This is a genomic window from Azospirillum sp. Marseille-Q6669 (genome assembly GCF_965111635.1).
The window spans coordinates 1,619,601-1,637,852 of the sequence record NZ_CBCOOP010000001.1 but is presented as its reverse complement, the minus strand read 5'-3'; the positions used below and the strand labels follow the sequence as shown (position 1 = coordinate 1,637,852).

Here is an 18,252-nt window from a genome sequence, read left to right as displayed (position 1 = left end):
GCCCAGACATGGTGTGAGGTATGGCGCGGATCGTCCTCAAGTTCGGCGGCACGTCGGTCGGCGACATCGACCGCATCAAGAACGTGGCCCGAAAGGTCGAGCAGGAAGTTAAGGCGGGGCATCAGGTCGCCGTCGTCGTGTCGGCGATGTCCGGCGTGACCAACCAGCTCGTGAAATACTGCAACGACATCGACAAGCTGCACGACGCGCGCGAGTACGACGCCATCGTCGCTTCGGGCGAGCAGGTGACCTCCGGTCTCCTCGCCATCGCGCTGCAGTCGCTCGGCATCCAGGCGCGGTCCTGGCTCGGCTGGCAGATTCCGATCTACAGCGACGAGACGCACGGCAAGGCGCGCATCGTGTCCATCGACACGGCGGAGCTGGACAAGCGGATGAACACCGGCGAGGTCGCCGTGGTCGCCGGCTTCCAGGGCGTGACCGAAAGCGGGCGGATCACCACGCTGGGCCGCGGCGGCTCCGACACCTCGGCGGTCGCCCTCGCGGCGGCGCTGAAGGCCGACCGTTGCGACATCTACACCGATGTGGACGGCGTCTACACCACCGACCCGCGCATCGTCACCAAGGCGCGCAAGCTCTCCAAGATCACCTACGAGGAGATGCTGGAGCTGGCGTCGCAGGGGGCGAAGGTCCTGCAGACCCGCTCGGTCGAGATGGCGATGAACCACCGCGTGCGCGTGCAGGTTCTGTCGAGCTTCGAGGAGGCCGCCGGCAGCGCGCTTCCCGGTACCCTTGTTGTTGACGAGGACGAGATCGTGGAAAAGGAAGTTGTGAGCGGCATCGCCTACAGCCGCGACGAGGCGAAGATCACCCTCATCGGCGTCGCCGACCGTCCGGGCGTGGCGGCCAGCATCTTCGGTCCGCTGACCGACGCCGCCGTCAATGTCGACATGATCGTCCAGAACGTGTCGGAAGACGGCAAGTCCACCGACATGACCTTCACGGTCGGCAAGGCCGACATCGCTCGCGCCGTCAAGGTGCTGGAGGACGCGAAGGCCGAGCTGAACTACAAGCGCATCGTCTCCGACGCCAACGTGGTGAAGGTGTCGGTGATCGGCGTCGGCATGCGCAGCCACGCCGGCGTCGCGCAGCGCATGTTCAAGGCGCTGGCCGACAAGGGCATCAACATCCAGGTCATCTCCACCTCCGAGATCAAGATCTCCGTCCTGATCGCCGAGGAGTATGCGGAGCTGGCGCTGCGCGCGCTGCACACCGCCTACGGGCTGGACGCGGCCTGAGTCGCGGTGAAGGGGGAGGGGCGGCGATGACCGACGCCAGGTCCGACGCGGTCGCAGGCGCCCGACTCGACCGGCTGTGGGAGCGTGGCTGCGCCTTCCTCGGCACGCGCACCGCCATCATGGGCGGTGCGATGAGCTGGGTGTCGGAGCGCCACCTCGTCTCCGCCATCTCCAACGCCGGGGGCTTCGGCGTGCTGGCCTGCGGCTCGATGCCGCCGGACCTGCTGGCGGCGGAGATCGCCGCCACGCGGACGCTGACCGCGAAGCCCTTCGGCGTCAACCTCATCAACATGCACCCGGAGCTCGATCGTCTGATCGACGTCTGCCGGGAGCTGGCGGTGAGCCACGTGGTGATCGCCGGGGGCTTCCCCAGCGGCGCCACCATCAAGCGCATCAAAGACGGCGGCGCCCGCGCCATGACCTTCGCTCCGACGCTGGTCAGCGGCCGGCGGATGGTCAAGCTCGGCATCGACGCCCTGGTGATCGAGGGCACGGAGGCCGGCGGCCACATCGGCCCCGTCTCCACCACCGTCCTGGCGCAGGAGATCCTGCCCGACCTGCGCGAGGTCCCGGTTTTCGTGGCCGGCGGCATCGGGCGCGGCGAGGCCATCCTGTCCTATCTGGAGCAGGGGGCAGCGGGCGTGCAGATCGGCACCCGCTTCGTCTGCGCCACCGAATCCATCGCGCACCAGCGCTTCAAGCAGGTCTTCATCAAGGCCTCGGCGCGCGACGCCCAGGCGTCCGTGCAGATCGACCCGCGCTTTCCGGTGATCCCGGTGCGGGCGCTGACCAACGCCGGGTCGAAGCGCTTCATGGAGCTTCAGCGCGAAGTCATCGCCCGCGTGGACCGCGGCGAGAAGACGCGCGACGAAGGCATTCTGGAGATCGAGCATTTCTGGGCCGGCGCGCTGCGCCGCGCGGTGATCGACGGCGACGTGGAGAGCGGCTCGCTGATGGCCGGCCAGAGCGTCGGGCTGGTCACGCGCGAGCAGCCGGTGGCCGAGATCATCGGCGACCTGATTGTCCAGGCCGAAGCGGCGCTGGCCGCCCGCTCCCCGCACATTGACGCCGATGAGCAGCCGGATATCGGCCGGTCGGCCACCGGTCAATCGGCCATTCTGGGGGCGGCATGAGATGAATGGCGTCGTGGGCGACATCCCCTCCGCCTCGCCGGGCTTCGACGGCGCCGCCTCGCGCCGCCTGCTGGCGCGGCTGCGCGACGTCATGGCGGGCTCCGGCTCGGGCCAGGAGCGGCTTGACAAGATCGTCACCCTGATCGGCATGGAGATGGGGGCGGACGTCTGCTCCTGCTACGTCATGCGGGCGGGCGAGGTGCTGGAGCTGTTCTCCACGCTCGGCCTGAACCAGGACGCCGTGCACAACACCCGCCTGCGCGTGGGCGAGGGCATCGTCGGCGACATCGCCGGCCACGCGCGGCCCATCGCGCTGGACAACGCGCCGTCGCACCCCAGCTTCGCGTACCGCCCGGAAACGGGGGAGGACCCGTTCCTGTCGCTGGCCGGCGTGCCGATCCTGCGCGGCGGCAAGGTCCGCGGCGTCCTGGTCATCCAGCACAAGGACCGCCGCCGCTACACCGAGGTCGAGGTCGAGACGCTCCAGACCATCGCCATGGTGGTGGCCGAGCTGGTCGCCCAGGGCGAGCTGGTCAACCCGCAGGAGGTCGCCTCCACCGGCGATCCGGCGCTGCTGCCGGCCCGCCTGTCGGGCACGTCGCTGGCCAGCGGTCTGGCGATGGGGCTGGCGGTGATCCACCGCCCGCAGCTGACCATCCGCCAGATGGTGTCCGAGGACGCGGAGAGCGAGCTGGCGCGGCTGAACGCGGCCATCGCCACCATGCACAGCGCCATCGACGACCTGCTGAACGCGGCGGCGCTGGCGGGGCTGAGCGAGCCCAAGGACATCCTGGAAACCTACCGCATGTTCGCGGAGGACCGCGGGTGGCTGTCGCGCATCCGCGAGGCGATCCGCATGGGTCTGACGGCGGAAGGGGCGGTGCAGCAGGTGCAGAACGACACCCGCGCCCGCATGAGCCACCTGACCGACCCCTACATCCGCGAGCGGCTGCTCGATCTGGAGGACCTGACCAACCGGTTGCTCCAGCACCTCGCCGGGCGCAAGTCGGAGGCCGACGGCGGCACGCTGCCGGAGGACATCGTCCTGGTTGCGCGGTCCATGGGGCCGGCGGAGCTTCTCGACTACGACCAGCGCCGCCTGCGCGGCGTGATCCTGGAGGAAGGCTCGCCGTCCAGCCACGTCTGCATCGTGGCCCGCGCGCTGAACATCCCGGTGGTGCAGGCGCCCGATGCGCTGAACCGGATCGAGCCGCTGGACCCGGTGATCGTCGACGGCGACCACGGGCAGGCCTTCGTGCGCCCGGCGGAAGACATCCAGATGGCCTTCGCGGAGGCCGTGGCCCTGCGCGCCCGCAAGGAGCAGATGTACGAGGCGATCCGTGCGCTGCCCTCGGTCACCCGGGATGGCGTGCCGATTTCCATCCAACTGAACTGCGGCCTGCTGATCGACCTGCCGCACCTGAAGGCCAGCGGGGCGGAGGGGATCGGCCTCTACCGCACCGAAATCCCCTTCATGGTGCGCTCCACCTACCCGGACGTCCACGCGCAGACCGACCTCTATGCGCGCATCCTCGACCAGACCGATGACAAGCCGGTGGTCTTCCGCACGCTCGACGTCGGCGGCGACAAGATGCTGCCCTACATCGCGGCCAGCGAGGGGGAGGAGAATCCGGCGCTCGGCTGGCGGGCCATCCGCATCGGGCTGGACCACCCGTCGCTGCTGCGTCAGCAGCTGCGCGCCCTGCTGCGGGCGTCGGCCGGGCGTCCGCTGTCGGTGATGTTCCCGATGATCGCCGAGGTGGCGGAGTTCGACGCCGCCCGCCGCCTGCTCGATCTGGAGATCAATCGGCTGAAGGTTCAGGGCGGCGAGCCGCCCAGCCGTGTGCGCGTCGGCACGATGATCGAGGTGCCGGCGCTGCTCTGGCAGTTGCCGGCCCTGCTGCCGCGGGTGGATTTCCTGTCGGTCGGCTCCAACGACCTGACCCAGTACATCTTCGCCAGCGACCGCGGCAACCCGCGCACCTCCGGCCGCTACGACCCGCTGTCGCCGGCCATGATGAGCCTGCTGCGGCGGCTGGTCGAGTGCTGCGGCGACGCCGGTGTCCCGGTCAGCATCTGCGGCGAGATGGCCGGCCGGCCGCTGGACGCCATGGCGCTGATCGGCATCGGCTTCCGCACCCTGTCGATGTCGCCGCCCTCGGTCGGGCCGGTGAAGACGATGCTGCGCTCGCTCGACGTGGCGGCGCTGCGCCAGTACATGAACGGGCTCTATCTGCGCGGTGACCACAGCCTGCGCGACAAGCTGCGCAGCTTCGCCAAGGACCACGGCGTCATCATCTGAGGCCCCGCCCAAGCTTGCGCCCAAGGTCGCTTCCTCCACCCTGGAGCCATATCCGGCGCTGTGCTGTGCCGTGACGGTGTTTTGTTACAGCGGTTTGGACGAAGGGCGTATACAAGAGGGCAGGATCAAGGTCGTTCCCGGTTGCGCCGACGCCGCGGCTGGCGTACCCATGCCGGGACTGCGACCATAAGTCATCCGAGGCGACGGTACGGTTGAGATGATGGCCAAGCGCAAGGTTTTCGGCTCCTACGACTCCGCGCAGGACGGCGCGGCGCAGACCGGCCCCAGCGTGTCCGATACCCTGCGCGAAACGCGCGAGAGCCTCGGCTACGACCTGCGCGAGGTTGCGACGATGCTGCGCATCCGCTACCCCTACCTGCAGGCCATCGAGGCGGGCCGGTTCGAGGATCTGCCGGGCACCACCTACGCCGCCGGCTTCCTGCGCTCCTACGCGGAATGCCTGGGGCTCGACCCGGACACCATCCTCACCCGCTACAAGGACGAGGCGGCGGGCCGCACGCGCAGTCAGCAGCTCTATTTCCCGACTCCGGTGCCGGAAGGCCGCATCCCCGGCGGCACCGTCCTGCTCGGCACGATGGTGCTGGCGGGCATCGTCTACGGCGGCTGGTACTATCTTTCGGCGACCGACCGCTCGATGGTCGATTTGGTCCCGACCCTGCCCGACCGGCTGGTCTCGCTGCTCGACACGCTGCCCTTCAGCGCCAGCCAGAATGGTGGCGGCCAACCCGCGTCGGTGCCGGCTCCCGCCGAAACGCCCGCCGCCCCGGCGTCCGTCCCGACCGTGATGGCGGAGGCTCCGCCCGCCCCGGCGGTTCCGCCGGTGTCCGCCCCGCCGGCGGCTGGTGGAGCGTCCACGGCGGTGCCTGCTCCGACGGCTCCCGCTCCGGTGGTTCCGGTTCCCGCCGCTCCGGCCCCGACCGCCCCGGCTCCAGCCTCTTCGGCTCCGGCGAAGCCCGGCCCCGCCTGCGGCGGTGGTCGCCCAGCCGGCGCCGGCCGCTCCCGCCAAGCCGAGCGCTCCCACGGCGGCCCCGGCTCCCGCTCCGGCCGCCCCTTCGACCGCTGGGTCCTCGGCCATGGTGAACGTCCCGCCGCCCCCGGCCGAGGACGACGAGTCCGAGGGCGCCACGCAGGAGCCGACCCCGCTCACCCCCGCCGCCCCGGCCATCGCCAGCCTGCCGCCCGCGGCCCCCGCGGCGCCTCCGGCGGACGGGGCGCTGCCGTCGAAGGTCTACGGCACGCAGAACGCGGCCTCGCGCATCCAGCTCCGCGCCACGCAGGATAGCTGGATTCAGGTGCGCGACAACAGTGGCGAGATCATCTTCACCCGCGTGCTGAAGCCGGGCGACGTCTATCGCGTGCCCGACCGCTCGGGCATCCGTGTCCGCACCGGCAACGCCGGCGGGCTGGTCGTGGTCACCGACGGGGTGGACGGCGCGCCGATGGGCGCGGTCGGGCAGGTGCTGCGCGACGTGTCGCTGGACCAGCACGCCCCGACCCTGCGCGGCGCGGCCCCCGCCCATTGAGGACGGGCTACCCACGGCTTTTTCCCTTGAATCCGGCGCGGCGGACCGCACTTCAGGCGTAACGCCGGCTGCGCTATAAGACCGCGCCGGACCCGATCCATGCCCCGAGGCCACAGCCCATGAGCAGCGTGCGCGCCTACCGCCAGATCCTTCGCCGCAAGTCCCGCCAGATCCGGGTGGGCAACGTGCTTGTCGGCGGCGATGCGCCGATCTCGGTGCAGACGATGACCAACACGCCGACCGCCGACGTGGCGGCGACGGTGGCGCAGATCCAGGCGGCGGAGCGGGTGGGCGCCGACATCGTGCGCGTCTCCTGCCCCGACCAGGAATCGGCGCTGGCGCTGAAGCAGATCGTGCCGCAGGTGTCGGTGCCGATCGTCGCGGACATCCATTTCCACTACAAGCGCGCCATCGAGGCGGCGCAGAGTGGGGCGGCCTGCCTGCGCATCAACCCCGGCAACATCGGCTCGGCGGAGCGGGTGCGCGAGGTGGTGAAGGCGGCCAAGGACTACGGCTGCTCCATGCGCATCGGCGTCAACGCCGGCTCGCTGGAGCAGGACCTGCTGGAGAAGTACGGCGAACCCTGCCCCGAGGCGCTGGTCGAGAGCGCCCTCAACCACGCCAAGATCCTGGAGGACCATGACTTCACCGAGTTCAAGATCTCGGTGAAGGCGTCCGACGTGTTCCTGGCCGTCGCCGCCTACCAGGGCTTGGCCGAGGCCTGCGACTATCCGCTGCACATCGGCATCACCGAGGCCGGCGGCCTGCGCGCCGGGACGGTGAAGTCGTCCATCGGGCTGGGCATGCTGCTGTGGTCGGGCATCGGCGACACCATCCGCGTCTCCCTGTCGGCCGAGCCGGCGGAGGAGGTCCAGGTCGGCTACGAGATGCTGAAGTCGCTGGGCCTGCGGCGGCGCGGCGTCACGGTCATCTCCTGCCCGAGCTGCGCGCGGCAGAACTTCAACGTCATCAAGACGGTGGAGACGCTGGAGGCGCGGCTGGCCCACATCACCACGCCGCTGACCCTGTCGGTCATCGGCTGCGTGGTCAACGGCCCCGGCGAGGCGCGCGAGACCGACATCGGCCTGACCGGCGGCGGCAACAACACCCATCAGGTCTATCTGTCCGGCGTCACCGACCACCGGCTGAAGGACCAGAACATCGTTGACCACCTCGTCGGGCTGGTCGAGAAGAAGGCCGCCGAGATCGAGGCGGCCAAGGCGGCGGAACCGGCCGCCGAGTGACGGAACCGGCGCGGGCGGACAATTGAACTGAGGACGCCCCGTGCCATCCGTGCTTAAATCCGCGGCAATCCTAACATTCTTGTGGGCCGTGCCGCGGCCTGGGCCAGAGTCAGAGTGACCGCTTCCTACTTCGTCATCGGCGCCAGCCATCGGTCCTGCTCCGGCGCGATCCGCGACCGTCTGACGACGGAGGAGGCGGAGGTCCCGGCGATGCTGGAGCGGCTGAGCGCCGCCGGCATCACCCAGGCCATGTGGCTCAGCACCTGCGACCGGGTCGAGGTCCAGGCGGTGCACGAGCGCCCGAACGAGGCCGCTCTCACCATCGCCGGGATCATGGCGGAGCGGGTGGGGCTGGGCGAGGCCGACCTCGCCGGGCAGCTCTACACCCTGACCGGTGCGGCGGCGGTGCGGCACGTCTTCGCCGTCGCCTGCTCGCTCGACAGCCAGATCATTGGTGAGCCGCACATCCTGGGGCAAGTCAAGGCCGCCCACCGCCACGCCGCCGCCGCCGGCCTGTCCGGGCCGGAGCTGGAGGGGCTTCTCCAGGCCGCCTATGGTGCTGCCAAGCGGGTGCGCCGGGAGACGCCCATCGCCGAGGGGGCCACCTCGCTGGTCGCCGCGGCGGTCCAGGTGGCGCGCGACCTGCACGGCGACCTGAGGCGCTGCACCGGCCTGCTGATGGGGCTGGGCGACATGGGCGCCCTGGTGCTGGAGGGGCTGCGCGAGGCTGGGCTGGGCCGGCTGATCGTCGCCGCCCCGGTGGATCGCCGGGCCGAAGCGGCGGCGCGGCGGATGGACAGCCACTTCGCGCCCTGGGCCGATCTCGATTCGGCGCTGACCAGCGCGGATATCGTGGTGACCGCGGCGGGTCTGGGGCGCTATATCCTCTCCGCACAGCAGTTGGGGGCGGCGTTGAAGCGCCGCCGCCGGCGCCCGGTGTTCGTGGTGGACGCGGCGATCCCCGCCGACGTCGATCCGGACGTCGCCGGGCTGGACGAGGCCTTCGTCTACGACCTCGCCGATCTGGAGCGCGTGGCGTTGCAGGGGCGGGTGGGGCGCGAGGCGGCGACCCAGGCGGCCTGGACCATCGTGGACGACGCCCTGGCGGCCTTCGCCCGCCACCGGGCCGAGCGCGCCGCGGTGCCCGCCGTGGCGGCGCTGCGGACGCATTTCGAGACGGAGCGGCGGCGCCTGCTGGATGAGCAGCGGGGGCTGGACGCGGCGTCGGCGACGCGGCTTCTGGTCAACCGGCTGCTGCACGGCCCGTCGGAGGTGCTGCGCGCCATGGCGGCGGACCCGGACGGGGCCGGGCTGGCGGAGCGGGCGGCGGCGGAACGGCTGCTGTTCCGGCTGTTCCGGTTGGACGAGCCCGCCGGGAGCGATTTGGATAAGGACGAGCGACGTGAGCCTGGACGAGAAGTTCAATAGGGTCGTGGCCCGCCATGACGAGCTGCGGGACGCGATGGCGGCGGGGACGGTGGACCCGGCGGACTTCGCCCGGCTGTCGAAGGAATACGCCGACCTGACCCCGGTGGCCGAGGCCATCGCGGAGTTGAAGAAGGCGAAGGCGGAGGCCGCCGACCTCGCCGGCATGATCGCCGACGCGGCGGGCGACGCCGACATGAAGGCGCTGGCCGAGGAGGAGTTCGGCGATCTCACCCGCCGCATCCCCGCCCTGGAGCGCCGGGTGCAGATTTCCCTGCTGCCCAAGGACGAGGCGGACGAGAAGAACGCCATCCTGGAAGTGCGCGCCGGCACCGGCGGCGACGAGGCGGCCCTGTTCGCCGCCGAGCTGTTCGAGATGTACCGCCGCTACGCCGGGCTCCAAGGCTGGCGCTTCGAGACGATGGAGGTCAGCGAGACCGGCATCGGCGGCTACAAGGAGGCCATCGCCAACATCACCGGCCGCAACGTTTTCGCCCGGCTGAAGTTCGAATCGGGCGTCCACCGCGTGCAGCGGGTTCCGGCGACCGAGACGCAGGGGCGCATCCACACCTCCGCCGCCACCGTCGCGGTGCTGCCCGAGGCGGAGGAGGTGGACATCCACATCGACGAGAAGGACCTGCGCATCGACGTGTTCCGCTCCAGCGGTCCCGGCGGGCAGTCGGTGAACACGACGGACAGCGCGGTGCGCATCACCCACCTGCCGACCGGCCTCGTGGTCAGCCAGCAGGACGAGAAGAGCCAGCACAAGAACAAGGCCAAGGCCCTGAAGGTGCTGCGCGCCCGCCTCTACGAGCGGGAGCGCGCCGAGAAGGACAAGGTTCGCGCCGCCGACCGCAAGAGTCAGGTGGGCTCCGGCGACCGGTCGGAGCGCATCCGCACCTACAACTTCCCGCAGGGCCGGGTGACCGACCACCGCATCAACCTGACGCTCTACAAGATCGAGAAGGTGATGGCCGGCGAGGCCTTGGACGAGCTGATCGACGCGCTGACGGCCGAGGACGAGGCGGCGCGGTTGTCGGAACTGCAATAGGGCGGTTTCGTCAATCTTCCTCCGGGAGTTTCGGCCCGCCGATGGCGGCGAGGATCGTCGCCGCCACGCCCTCCGGGTTGTTCAGGACATCGTTGTTCCAGAAACGCAGGACCCGCCAGCCGTGATGCCGCAGATGCTCGTCCCGCGTGGAGTCGTAGGCGGAGTCGGCGTGCTGGCTGCCGTCGACTTCGACAACCAGCTTTGCCTGGATGCAGGCGAAATCAGCGATGTAGGGGGGAATGGGGTGCTGACGGCGAAACTTCCATCCGCTGAGCTGCTCACTGCGCAATTGGCGCCAAAGCGCTCGTTCGGCGTCGGTGGGCTGAGTGCGCAGGTCACGAGCGCGGTATTTCAGCTTGGAGTTCCGCATAGGCGCTTGTGTGGCAACACGGGCCCCCACCCTAACCCTCCCCCGCTGCGCAGGGGAGGGAACAGGACGTCGCATTCTTGTCCCTCCCCTGCGCAGCGGGGAGGGGGGGGACCCATGCAGAGCATGGGGAGGGTGGGGGCAATTCATGACCATCACGCTTCACCAACTCCGCCGCACCGCCGAGGCCCGCCTGCGCGAGGCCGGAGTGGACACCCCCGACCTCGACGCGCGCCTGCTCGTCGAGCACGCGCTGGGCCTCACCCGCCACGACCTGTTCACCCGGGCCAACGACCCCGTGCCCGAACCGGACGCCGCGCGCCTCCTCGCCCTGGTCGAGCGGCGGGCGGCGCGGGAACCGGTGGGGCGCATCCTCGGCCATCGCGAGTTCTGGACGATCGAGCTCGCCCTCAACCCCGACACGCTGGAGCCGCGGCCCGACACCGAGACGCTGGTGGAAGCGGTGCTGAAGGCCCTGCCGGACCGGAGCGCACCGCTGCGGCTGCTCGATCTAGGCACCGGGACCGGCTGCATCCTGCTGGCCCTGCTGGCGGAGCTGCCCAACGCCAGCGGCCTCGGCGTCGACCTCAGCCCCGGCGCGGTGGCCGCCGCCACGGAAAACGCGGCGCGCAACGGGCTGGCGGAGCGGGCGTGCTTCCAGACCGGCAACTGGGGCGCCGGGCTGGACGAGCGGTTCGACGTCGTCGTCTCCAACCCGCCCTACATCCCCAGTGCCGACATTGCCGCGCTCGATCCGGAGGTGCGGGAGCACGACCCGCTGCGCGCGCTGGACGGCGGAGCGGACGGGCTGGACGCCTACCGGATCCTCGCCGCGCAGTTGCCCGATCTGCTTCAGCCGGGCGGTCTGGCCGGGCTGGAGGTCGGGCAAGGCCAGGCGGCGGACGTGGCGGGGTTGCTGGCCGGCGCCAGGCTGGAGCCGGCGGGCGTCTTCCGCGACCTGGGCGGCGTGGAACGCTGCGTCCTGGGGTGCAAGAGCGCGTGATTTCGCCCCATCCCCCCAAAAAAAAGGTTGGATTGACGCGCGGTCCCCAGTAGGGTGCAAGGACGACGATGGCCCGGGGACGATCATCCCAGGGCGTACCCATGGCCTCCGGAAACCCCGCGCGGTTGGGCGGACGTCCGAGAAGGCAGACCGGCAGACCGGCAGACCGGTTGATCGGTTGGGCGCGTCGATTTGATCCCTGCGACCCATCCGCGGTTGGTTCCGCGGCGGGCCCGGCGACCGGATGGTCAGCCAGGGCGTTTGCGGGATTGCACTTCTCTTACATGGGGCCATAAGGGCAAAATGAGACAGGGACCGAACTCCGGGCGCTCGCGCGGTCGTGGCAACGGCGGCGGTGGTGGCGGAGGTGGCGGCGGCGGGGGTGGGGGTGGCAACCGCCGGCAGAACGTTCCGCTGCGTCACCAGACCTTCGACAGCAATGGTCCGGACGTGCGCATCCGCGGCAACGCGTGGCAGGTCCATGAAAAGTATCTGGCGTTGGCCCGCGACGCCTCCTCGTCCGGCGACCGCGTCCAGGCGGAAAACTACCTTCAGCATGCGGAGCACTATTTCCGCATCATCAACCAGATCCAGGAATCCGAGAACCGGCAGCGCGGCAATGTCGGCGCCGCGGGCCTCGGCCCGCAGCCCAGCATGGGCGGTTCGGCAGAGGACGAGGATGGCGGCGAGATGGGCGACGAGTCCGACAGCGTCGCCGACGAGCGCACCCCGCTGAGCGCCTGACCGTTCGTTTGATGACCGTCAGTCCTGAGGCCGGAGAGTTCCGGTTTCAGGACTGGCTGGTTTCCGGTCTGGTGAGTTTCAGGTCCGACGCGTTTTCAAGCCGGCAGGTCGTCGGCCAGCGCCACCGGGTCGCCCACCGCGATCCGGCCCCCATGCACCACCCGGGCATAGACACCGCACTGCGTGTGGTCGTAGCCGCGCTCTAGAATGGGGAGCGTGTTGAGGTCGCGGGCGCCGGTCGCCGGGTTGACCTCGCTGGAGGGCCGGCAATCCTTGTGGTCGCAGATGCGCAGGGTGACCTCGCCAACGGTCAGCAGGGCGCCGATCCACTGACGCTCCACCCACGGCTCCAGCCCGTCGATCATCAGGTTGGCGCGGAAGCGCCGCGGATCGACCGGCTGCTTGGCCACCCGCTCCTCCAGATCGCGCACGCTGGCGAGGTTGAGGATGGAGACCGCGGCCTCCTCCCGGTCGGTGAAGGAAAAACCGCCGCCCTGCGCCGGGTTCCTGGCCTCGGCCAGCTTGGGCAGGCCGGGAGCGGCGCCGGCCAGATAGGCGGCGAAGAACTGCTCCACCAGCATCCGGCCCATCGGCTGGTCCAGACGCCCGCGCGACACCTGCTTGCCGCCGCGCCGGATGATCAGCGACTGGGTGGCCTCGTCGAACTCGGAATCGAGCAGCGCCAGCTTCTCGTTCCGGTCGAGCGTGAAGAAATCCTCGTTCGGGCGCCAGCCCTCGACATCCGGGGTCAGGGCCGCCGGGCCGTGCAGCAGGCCGAAGCGCCGGTCAAAGGGGATGGGTTGGCCGGTGACGAGGTCAACGGCGGGAAGATCCTGGCCGCTCAGCCCCTTCACGGGGTAGCGGCGTATGGCGGCGACGGTCGCGGGCATTGCATCGCACAATGGTGGGACCGGTTCGCTTCTGTCAACCGTCGCAATCGAAAACCGTCACCAGCGCTCGGCCAAAGGCTCCTGACCCTGGAACTCGGCGATTCGCCGCCGCGTCGCGGGGGAGGTGTCCTCCGGCAACCGGTCCAGCGGGAAGAAGCGCGCCTCCAGGATCTCCACCCCGTCGGCCTGGAGTGTTCCCGACCATCCGCGCGCGACGAAGACCGCCACATGGTCGCTCGCCCCGTGCCGGAAGCGGGCGTAGACGCCGAAGGGCTGCGGGCCGCTCTCCACGATCAACCCGACCTCCTCCCGCACCTCGCGGCGCATGGCCTCCACCAGGGACTCCCCTTTTCCGACTCCGCCGCCCGGAAAATGCCAGCCGCCGACGTAGCTGTGGCGGATCAGCAGGACCGAGGCCGTGCCGCCCCCAGGGTCCGAGTCGTCCAGGATGATCCCCCGCACCCCCATGGTCAGCGGGCGCGCCACCCAATGCCACATGTTGCGGCCGTGCCAAGCCAGCCGCATCAGGGGGGTGGTCAGGGCGGGCCGCAGGGCCTTGGGCGAAGGGTCGCGCGGAGTGCTGGTGGGCGTGGCCGTCATGAAGGCGGGAGTCCGTGGCATTGGCGCAAAAACCCTAGCCCTTTCCGGCGGGCCGCGGAAAGCCACCCTTTCGGCGCGGGTCCGACAAAAGCAATAACCACGCGTACCGGGGGGTCTTGCATACGGACGGGCCTCTCCCACATCTACGGCGACGCATGCATCCTTGCGGATCGCACTGGTAACGTGGATCGGACTGACCGGGCTGCCTCGCGGACGGTCGGCGATGAAGGGAGCACATCATGGACTTCGAGAAATACACCGAGCGCAGCCGTGGCTTCGTGCAGGCGGCGCAGACCCTGGCCCTGCGGCGCGGCCACCAGCGGCTGACGCCGGAACATCTGTTGAAGACCCTTCTGGACGACAAGGAGGGCTTGGCCGCCAACCTGATCCGTGCGGCCGGCGGCGACCCCGCCCTGGCGCTGTCGGGCGTGGACGCTGAGCTGGACAAACAGCCCAAGGTGGAAGGCGCCGGCGCCGGGCAGGTGTATCTGACGCCGGAACTGTCCCGCGTGTTCGAGCAGGCCGAGACGGTCGCCAAAAAGGCCGGCGACAGCTACGTCACGGCGGAGCGCATCCTGCTGGCGCTCGCCATGGCCGACGGCACGCCGTCCGCCGCGGTTCTGAAGCGCGCGGGCGTCACCCCGCAGGCGCTGAACACCGCGATCAACGAGGTGCGCAAGGGCCGCACCGCCGACACCGCCAGCGCCGAGCAGGGCTATGACGCGCTGAAGAAATACGCCCGCGACCTGACCGAGTCGGCGCGCGAAGGCAAGCTCGACCCCGTCATCGGGCGCGACGAGGAAATCCGCCGCACCATCCAGGTGCTGGCCCGCCGCACCAAGAACAACCCCGTCCTGATCGGCGAGCCGGGCGTTGGCAAGACCGCCATCGTCGAGGGCCTCGCCCAGCGCATCGTCAAGGGCGACGTGCCGGAAGGGCTGAAGAACAAGAAGCTGCTGTCGCTCGACCTCGCCGGCATGGTGGCCGGCGCCAAGTACCGCGGCGAGTTCGAGGAGCGGCTGAAGGCCGTGCTCCAGGAGATCCAGGCGGCGGCGGGCGAGATCATCGTCTTCATTGACGAACTGCACACGCTGGTCGGCGCCGGCAAGGCGGACGGCGCCATGGACGCCTCCAACATGCTGAAGCCGGCGCTGGCGCGCGGCGAGTTGCACTGCGTCGGCGCGACCACGCTGGACGAGTACCGCAAGCACATCGAGAAGGACGCAGCGCTGGCCCGGCGCTTCCAGCCAGTCTTCGTGCCGGAGCCGACGGTGGAGGACACCATCTCCATCCTGCGCGGCCTGAAGGAGCGCTACGAGGTGCACCACGGCGTGCGCATCACCGACGCGGCCATCGTGTCGGCGGCGACCCTGTCGAACCGCTACATCACCGACCGCTTCCTGCCCGACAAGGCCATCGACCTGATCGACGAGGCGGCGAGCCGCCTGCGCATGGCTGTGGACAGCAAGCCGGAGAACATCGACGAGCTGGACCGCCGGATCATCCAGCTCAAGATCGAGCGGGAGGCGCTGAAGCGCGAGTCCGACGACGCCTCGCGCGCCCGGCTCGCCAACCTGGAAGGCGAACTGGCCGACCTGGAGCAGGAATCCGCCGAGCTGACCGCCAAGTGGCAGGCCGAGAAGGACCAGCTCCAGGGTGCCCAGAAGATCAAGGAGGACCTGGAGAAGGCCCGCACCGAGCTGGAGCAGGCCCAGCGCGACGGCAACTGGGGCCGGGCCGGCGAGCTGGCCTACGGCGTCATCCCCGACCTGGAGAAGCGTTTGAAGGAGGCGGAGGCCCACGCCGCCAACCGCATGCTGAACGAGGAGGTGCGCGACAGCGACATCGCCGCCGTGGTCAGCCGCTGGACCGGCGTGCCGGTGGACAAGATGCTGGCCGGCGAGCGGGAGAAGCTGCTGGCGATGGAAACCCGCCTGAAGACCCGCGTGATCGGCCAGGACGAGGCCATCGTGGCGGTGTCCAACGCCGTCCGCCGCGCCCGCGCCGGCCTGCAGGACCCCAACCGGCCGATCGGCTCCTTCCTGTTCCTCGGGCCCACCGGCGTCGGCAAGACCGAGCTGACCAAGGCGCTGGCCGAGTTCCTGTTCGACGACGAGACGGCGATGGTCCGGCTCGACATGTCGGAATACATGGAGAAGCATTCCGTCGCCCGCATGATCGGCGCGCCTCCGGGCTATGTCGGCTATGAGGAGGGCGGGGCTCTGACCGAGGCGGTGCGCCGCCGGCCCTATCAGGTCGTGCTGTTCGACGAGGTCGAGAAGGCCCATCCCGACGTCTTCAACGTGCTGCTCCAGGTGCTCGACGATGGGCGCCTGACCGACGGGCAGGGGCGGACGGTGGATTTCCGCAACGTGGTCATCATCATGACCTCGAACCTCGGCTCCGAGGTGCTGGCGGCCCAGCCGGAAGGCCAGGACAGCGGCGCCGTGCGCGACGAGGTGATGGAGGTGGTGCGCGCCCACTTCCGGCCGGAGTTCCTGAACCGGCTGGACGAGATCCTGCTGTTCCACCGCCTGGACCGCAGCCACATGGGCGGGATCGTCACGATCCAGCTCGGCCGGCTGGTCCGCATGCTGGCTGACCGCGACATCACGCTGGAGGTGGACGAGGCGGCGACGCAGTGGCTGGCCGAGGCCGGCTACGACCCGGTCTATGGGGCGCGGCCGCTGAAGCGGGTGATCCAGCGGGAGCTTCAGAACCCGCTGGCCACCATGATCCTGGAGGGCCGCGTCGCCGACGGCCAGACGGTCAAGGTGGGGGCGGAAGGCGGCGAGCTGACCATCAACGGCCTGCCCGTCTCCGCCCAGGTGCGCAGCGCGGCGACGCAGCCGGTGACCACCGTTCATTGAGGGTGTGCATTGATGATGCAGGCGGGGGGCCTTTCGCGAGGCCCCTCGTTCGTCACGTCACCACGAATTCCCGCGCCACCGCGGCGAAGTGGCACGAGGCCGCCACCACGACCAGCGCGTGCCAGACCGGGATGTTGTAGGGCAGGCGGTCCAGCGTGTGGATGAAGGCTCCCACCGTGTAGACCACCCCGCCGACCGCCAGCAGAAGCAGCGTCGTCGGCGACAGCGACCGCCACAGCGGTTCGGCCACCGACAGGATGGCCCAGCCGAGCCCGAGATAGAGCACGAAGCCCAGCCGTTCGTACCGCCAGGAGGCGAACAGCTTCAGCGCCACCCCGCCCAGCGCCACCACCCACACCGCGACGCCCAGCGGGATTCCCGCGGCGCCGTCCAGCCGGTTCAGGGTGAAGGGGGTGTAGCTGCCGGCGATCATCACATAGATCATCGCGTGATCGACCCGCCGCAGCACCGCCTTGCGCCGGCCCGGCGGGGACATGTTGTAGGCGGCCGACGCGCTCAGCATGCCGACCAGCCCGGCGCCATAGGCGACCAGCGACACCATCTCGGTCGCGGAGGCATGGCCCGCCGTCACGACCAGCAGCCAGGACGCGCCGATCAGGCCGGCGATCACGCCGATGGCGTGGATGACCGCGTCCGCCGCACGTTCCCCCGCCGTGTGGACGGGAAACTCGAAGCAGGAATCGGGTTTCATGGGACCAGCCTGCCGGAAAGGCGGGCGGATGGAAAGCCCTCCCCCCGGCACACCAGCCCCATCGGAATCGTTAACTCCGCAGATAGACCCGGTTGATGTAGGGGTCGTAACGACGCTCCGGATTCGGCAGGACCGGCTGGAGCGGGCCGAAGCGGTTGCGCAGCAGCGTGTATTCGGTGACGACGATCAGCCGGTCGCTGTGCGTCGGCTGGAGAGCCTTGTGCATCCCGATGTTGTCGGCCAGGAAGCAGTCGCCCGCCCGCCCAGTCAGCGCGACGGGCGCCGACGCGCCATAGACCGCCTCGACCTCGGCGTCGGAATGATTGCGCCGCTCCAGAAGCTCCTGCCCGTGCTGGGAAGCCGGGACGTAGATGTGCGGCCCGCCGCCCATGTCGGTGTCCGTCAGGTAGAGGAACATCTTGAAATGACGGACCTGGTTGTAGTCCCGGTGGTAGTTCTGGGTGCTGATCCGCGGGTTGGGCCGGGCCAGCGACCACCACACCGACATGCCGTCGATGGTCGGCTTGCAGCCGTGGAACGCCTCCGCGACCTCCAGGACGAGCGGGTGGTTGATGGTGTCCAGCAGGTGGGGCGCGGCCAGGAACTGTTCCTCCACATAGCGGGCCATCTGGATGTCCGGTGACGGCACTTTGTCGATGGTGAAGGAGCCATACTGCCGGTGGCCGCCGTCGAAGCAGGGCTGTTCCTCGAAATAGCGCCGCATCGCCGCGACCTGCTCGTCGGTCATCAGGCGGAAGGCGTCGGTGTAGCCGCGCGTCTCCAACTGGGTTTTGAGGCTCAGCGCCTGTTCGGACGGCGTGAAGCCGGGCGTGCGGGGCCGGAAGGGCGCGACCAGCGACGCGGCGAACTTGCGCCGCGGCTCGATCTTCAGGCGCGGGATTTGATGCCAGATGACGTCGTCGATCCAACGGGCCTTGTTGTTGAACGGTACCTTCACGCGAACGGGCTCCCCAGCAGGTACGGTGGGTGCGAGAAGTCCGAAGAAGTACCCTGAATACGGGAAATTTTCATCACTCGTTCGCATGCGGCATTTTGCGCGGGGTGGGGTGGATGGACTTGTCTCCCGGACAATAAAAGGCGGGCGGGGCGC

Annotated in this window: 16 protein-coding genes; 11 read left to right on the top strand and 5 right to left on the bottom strand. The window is 69.8% G+C overall.

The window, feature by feature from the left end:
* The first annotated feature begins 20 nt into the window (after positions 1–20).
* From ACWPXE_RS07210 to prfA, 8 genes are all read left to right on the top strand, one after another.
* Entirely contained in the window at positions 21–1,256 is a 1,236-nt protein-coding gene (locus ACWPXE_RS07210) for an aspartate kinase (protein WP_200479511.1), read from the top strand.
* A 26-nt stretch (positions 1,257–1,282) separates the two neighbouring features.
* Positions 1,283–2,389: an NAD(P)H-dependent flavin oxidoreductase gene (locus ACWPXE_RS07205; RefSeq protein ID WP_237905391.1), complete on the top strand. Its 1,107-nt coding sequence runs from the start codon at positions 1,283–1,285 to the stop codon at positions 2,387–2,389.
* 1 nt (position 2,390) lies between these two features.
* Positions 2,391–4,691 carry a phosphoenolpyruvate--protein phosphotransferase gene (ptsP, locus tag ACWPXE_RS07200; protein WP_454017257.1) on the top strand — a complete coding sequence of 767 codons (2,301 nt, stop codon included), beginning with the start codon at positions 2,391–2,393 and terminating at the stop codon, positions 4,689–4,691.
* Positions 4,692–4,908: 217 nt separating this feature from the next.
* Positions 4,909–5,994: a helix-turn-helix domain-containing protein gene (locus ACWPXE_RS07195; RefSeq protein ID WP_454017256.1), complete on the top strand. Its 1,086-nt coding sequence runs from the start codon at positions 4,909–4,911 to the stop codon at positions 5,992–5,994.
* 10 nt (positions 5,995–6,004) lie between these two features.
* The gene (locus tag ACWPXE_RS07190; protein WP_454017255.1) at positions 6,005–6,235 is read left to right on the top strand and encodes a DUF4115 domain-containing protein; all 231 of its coding nucleotides are present in this window, start codon (positions 6,005–6,007) and stop codon (positions 6,233–6,235) included.
* A gap of 119 nt (positions 6,236–6,354) precedes the next feature.
* Positions 6,355–7,479, top strand: coding sequence for a flavodoxin-dependent (E)-4-hydroxy-3-methylbut-2-enyl-diphosphate synthase (gene ispG / locus ACWPXE_RS07185; RefSeq protein ID WP_454017254.1), 1,125 nt, complete (start codon positions 6,355–6,357; stop codon positions 7,477–7,479).
* 114 nt (positions 7,480–7,593) lie between these two features.
* A complete protein-coding gene (gene hemA / locus ACWPXE_RS07180) occupies positions 7,594–8,907 on the top strand; it encodes a glutamyl-tRNA reductase (protein ID WP_454017253.1) in 1,314 nt (437 codons plus the stop codon).
* Entirely contained in the window at positions 8,882–9,955 is a 1,074-nt protein-coding gene (gene prfA, locus ACWPXE_RS07175) for a peptide chain release factor 1 (RefSeq protein ID WP_454017252.1), read from the top strand. Before hemA ends, prfA begins: the two co-directional genes overlap by 26 nt.
* Before the next feature lie 10 nt (positions 9,956–9,965).
* On the opposite strand, the gene ACWPXE_RS07170 is transcribed toward prfA, so the two are convergent.
* Positions 9,966–10,325: an endonuclease domain-containing protein gene (locus ACWPXE_RS07170; RefSeq protein WP_174452800.1), complete on the bottom strand. Its 360-nt coding sequence runs from the start codon at positions 10,323–10,325 to the stop codon at positions 9,966–9,968.
* Positions 10,326–10,470: 145 nt separating this feature from the next.
* On the opposite strand from ACWPXE_RS07170, the gene prmC reads away from it, so the two are divergent.
* Both prmC and ACWPXE_RS07160 read left to right on the top strand, forming a co-directional pair.
* Positions 10,471–11,325: a peptide chain release factor N(5)-glutamine methyltransferase gene (gene prmC, locus ACWPXE_RS07165; protein WP_454017251.1), complete on the top strand. Its 855-nt coding sequence runs from the start codon at positions 10,471–10,473 to the stop codon at positions 11,323–11,325.
* 303 nt (positions 11,326–11,628) lie between these two features.
* Complete coding sequence (locus ACWPXE_RS07160) at positions 11,629–12,069, top strand: DUF4167 domain-containing protein (RefSeq protein WP_454017250.1); 441 nt, start codon at positions 11,629–11,631, stop codon at positions 12,067–12,069.
* A gap of 95 nt (positions 12,070–12,164) precedes the next feature.
* Here the strand turns inward: ACWPXE_RS07160 and ACWPXE_RS07155 are convergent, their stop codons facing one another.
* The gene (locus ACWPXE_RS07155) at positions 12,165–12,959 is read right to left on the bottom strand and encodes an MOSC domain-containing protein (protein WP_145689220.1); all 795 of its coding nucleotides are present in this window, start codon (positions 12,957–12,959) and stop codon (positions 12,165–12,167) included.
* 57 nt (positions 12,960–13,016) lie between these two features.
* Complete coding sequence (locus ACWPXE_RS07150) at positions 13,017–13,559, bottom strand: NUDIX domain-containing protein (RefSeq protein WP_454017249.1); 543 nt, start codon at positions 13,557–13,559, stop codon at positions 13,017–13,019.
* A gap of 239 nt (positions 13,560–13,798) precedes the next feature.
* Here ACWPXE_RS07150 and clpB point away from each other — a divergent pair, with 239 nt between their 5' ends.
* The gene (clpB, locus tag ACWPXE_RS07145) at positions 13,799–16,429 is read left to right on the top strand and encodes an ATP-dependent chaperone ClpB (protein ID WP_040133859.1); all 2,631 of its coding nucleotides are present in this window, start codon (positions 13,799–13,801) and stop codon (positions 16,427–16,429) included.
* Positions 16,430–16,481: 52 nt separating this feature from the next.
* Here the strand turns inward: clpB and trhA are convergent, their stop codons facing one another.
* Both trhA and ACWPXE_RS07135 read right to left on the bottom strand, forming a co-directional pair.
* The gene (gene trhA / locus ACWPXE_RS07140; RefSeq protein ID WP_454017248.1) at positions 16,482–17,141 is read right to left on the bottom strand and encodes a PAQR family membrane homeostasis protein TrhA; all 660 of its coding nucleotides are present in this window, start codon (positions 17,139–17,141) and stop codon (positions 16,482–16,484) included.
* A 70-nt stretch (positions 17,142–17,211) separates the two neighbouring features.
* Positions 17,212–18,099, bottom strand: a complete 888-nt coding sequence (locus ACWPXE_RS07135; protein WP_454017247.1) for a phytanoyl-CoA dioxygenase family protein — start codon at positions 18,097–18,099, stop codon at positions 17,212–17,214.
* Positions 18,100–18,252: the final 153 nt, after the last annotated feature.

Excerpts from the sequence above, each read along its gene's own strand:
- clpB (WP_040133859.1), top strand. The coding sequence starts at position 13,799 with ATGGACTTCGAGAAATACACCGAGCGCAGCCGTGGCTTCGTGCAGGCG.
- prmC (WP_454017251.1), top strand. The coding sequence starts at position 10,471 with ATGACCATCACGCTTCACCAACTCCGCCGCACCGCCGAGGCCCGCCTG.
- ACWPXE_RS07150 (WP_454017249.1), bottom strand. The coding sequence starts at position 13,559 with ATGACGGCCACGCCCACCAGCACTCCGCGCGACCCTTCGCCCAAGGCC.
- trhA (WP_454017248.1), bottom strand. The coding sequence starts at position 17,141 with ATGAAACCCGATTCCTGCTTCGAGTTTCCCGTCCACACGGCGGGGGAA.
- ptsP (WP_454017257.1), top strand. The coding sequence starts at position 2,391 with ATGAATGGCGTCGTGGGCGACATCCCCTCCGCCTCGCCGGGCTTCGAC.
- ACWPXE_RS07210 (WP_200479511.1), top strand. The coding sequence starts at position 21 with ATGGCGCGGATCGTCCTCAAGTTCGGCGGCACGTCGGTCGGCGACATC.
- ACWPXE_RS07160 (WP_454017250.1), top strand. The coding sequence starts at position 11,629 with ATGAGACAGGGACCGAACTCCGGGCGCTCGCGCGGTCGTGGCAACGGC.
- ACWPXE_RS07170 (WP_174452800.1), bottom strand. The coding sequence starts at position 10,325 with ATGCGGAACTCCAAGCTGAAATACCGCGCTCGTGACCTGCGCACTCAG.
- ACWPXE_RS07195 (WP_454017256.1), top strand. The coding sequence starts at position 4,909 with ATGATGGCCAAGCGCAAGGTTTTCGGCTCCTACGACTCCGCGCAGGAC.
- ACWPXE_RS07205 (WP_237905391.1), top strand. The coding sequence starts at position 1,283 with ATGACCGACGCCAGGTCCGACGCGGTCGCAGGCGCCCGACTCGACCGG.
- ACWPXE_RS07155 (WP_145689220.1), bottom strand. The coding sequence starts at position 12,959 with ATGCCCGCGACCGTCGCCGCCATACGCCGCTACCCCGTGAAGGGGCTG.
- ispG (WP_454017254.1), top strand. The coding sequence starts at position 6,355 with ATGAGCAGCGTGCGCGCCTACCGCCAGATCCTTCGCCGCAAGTCCCGC.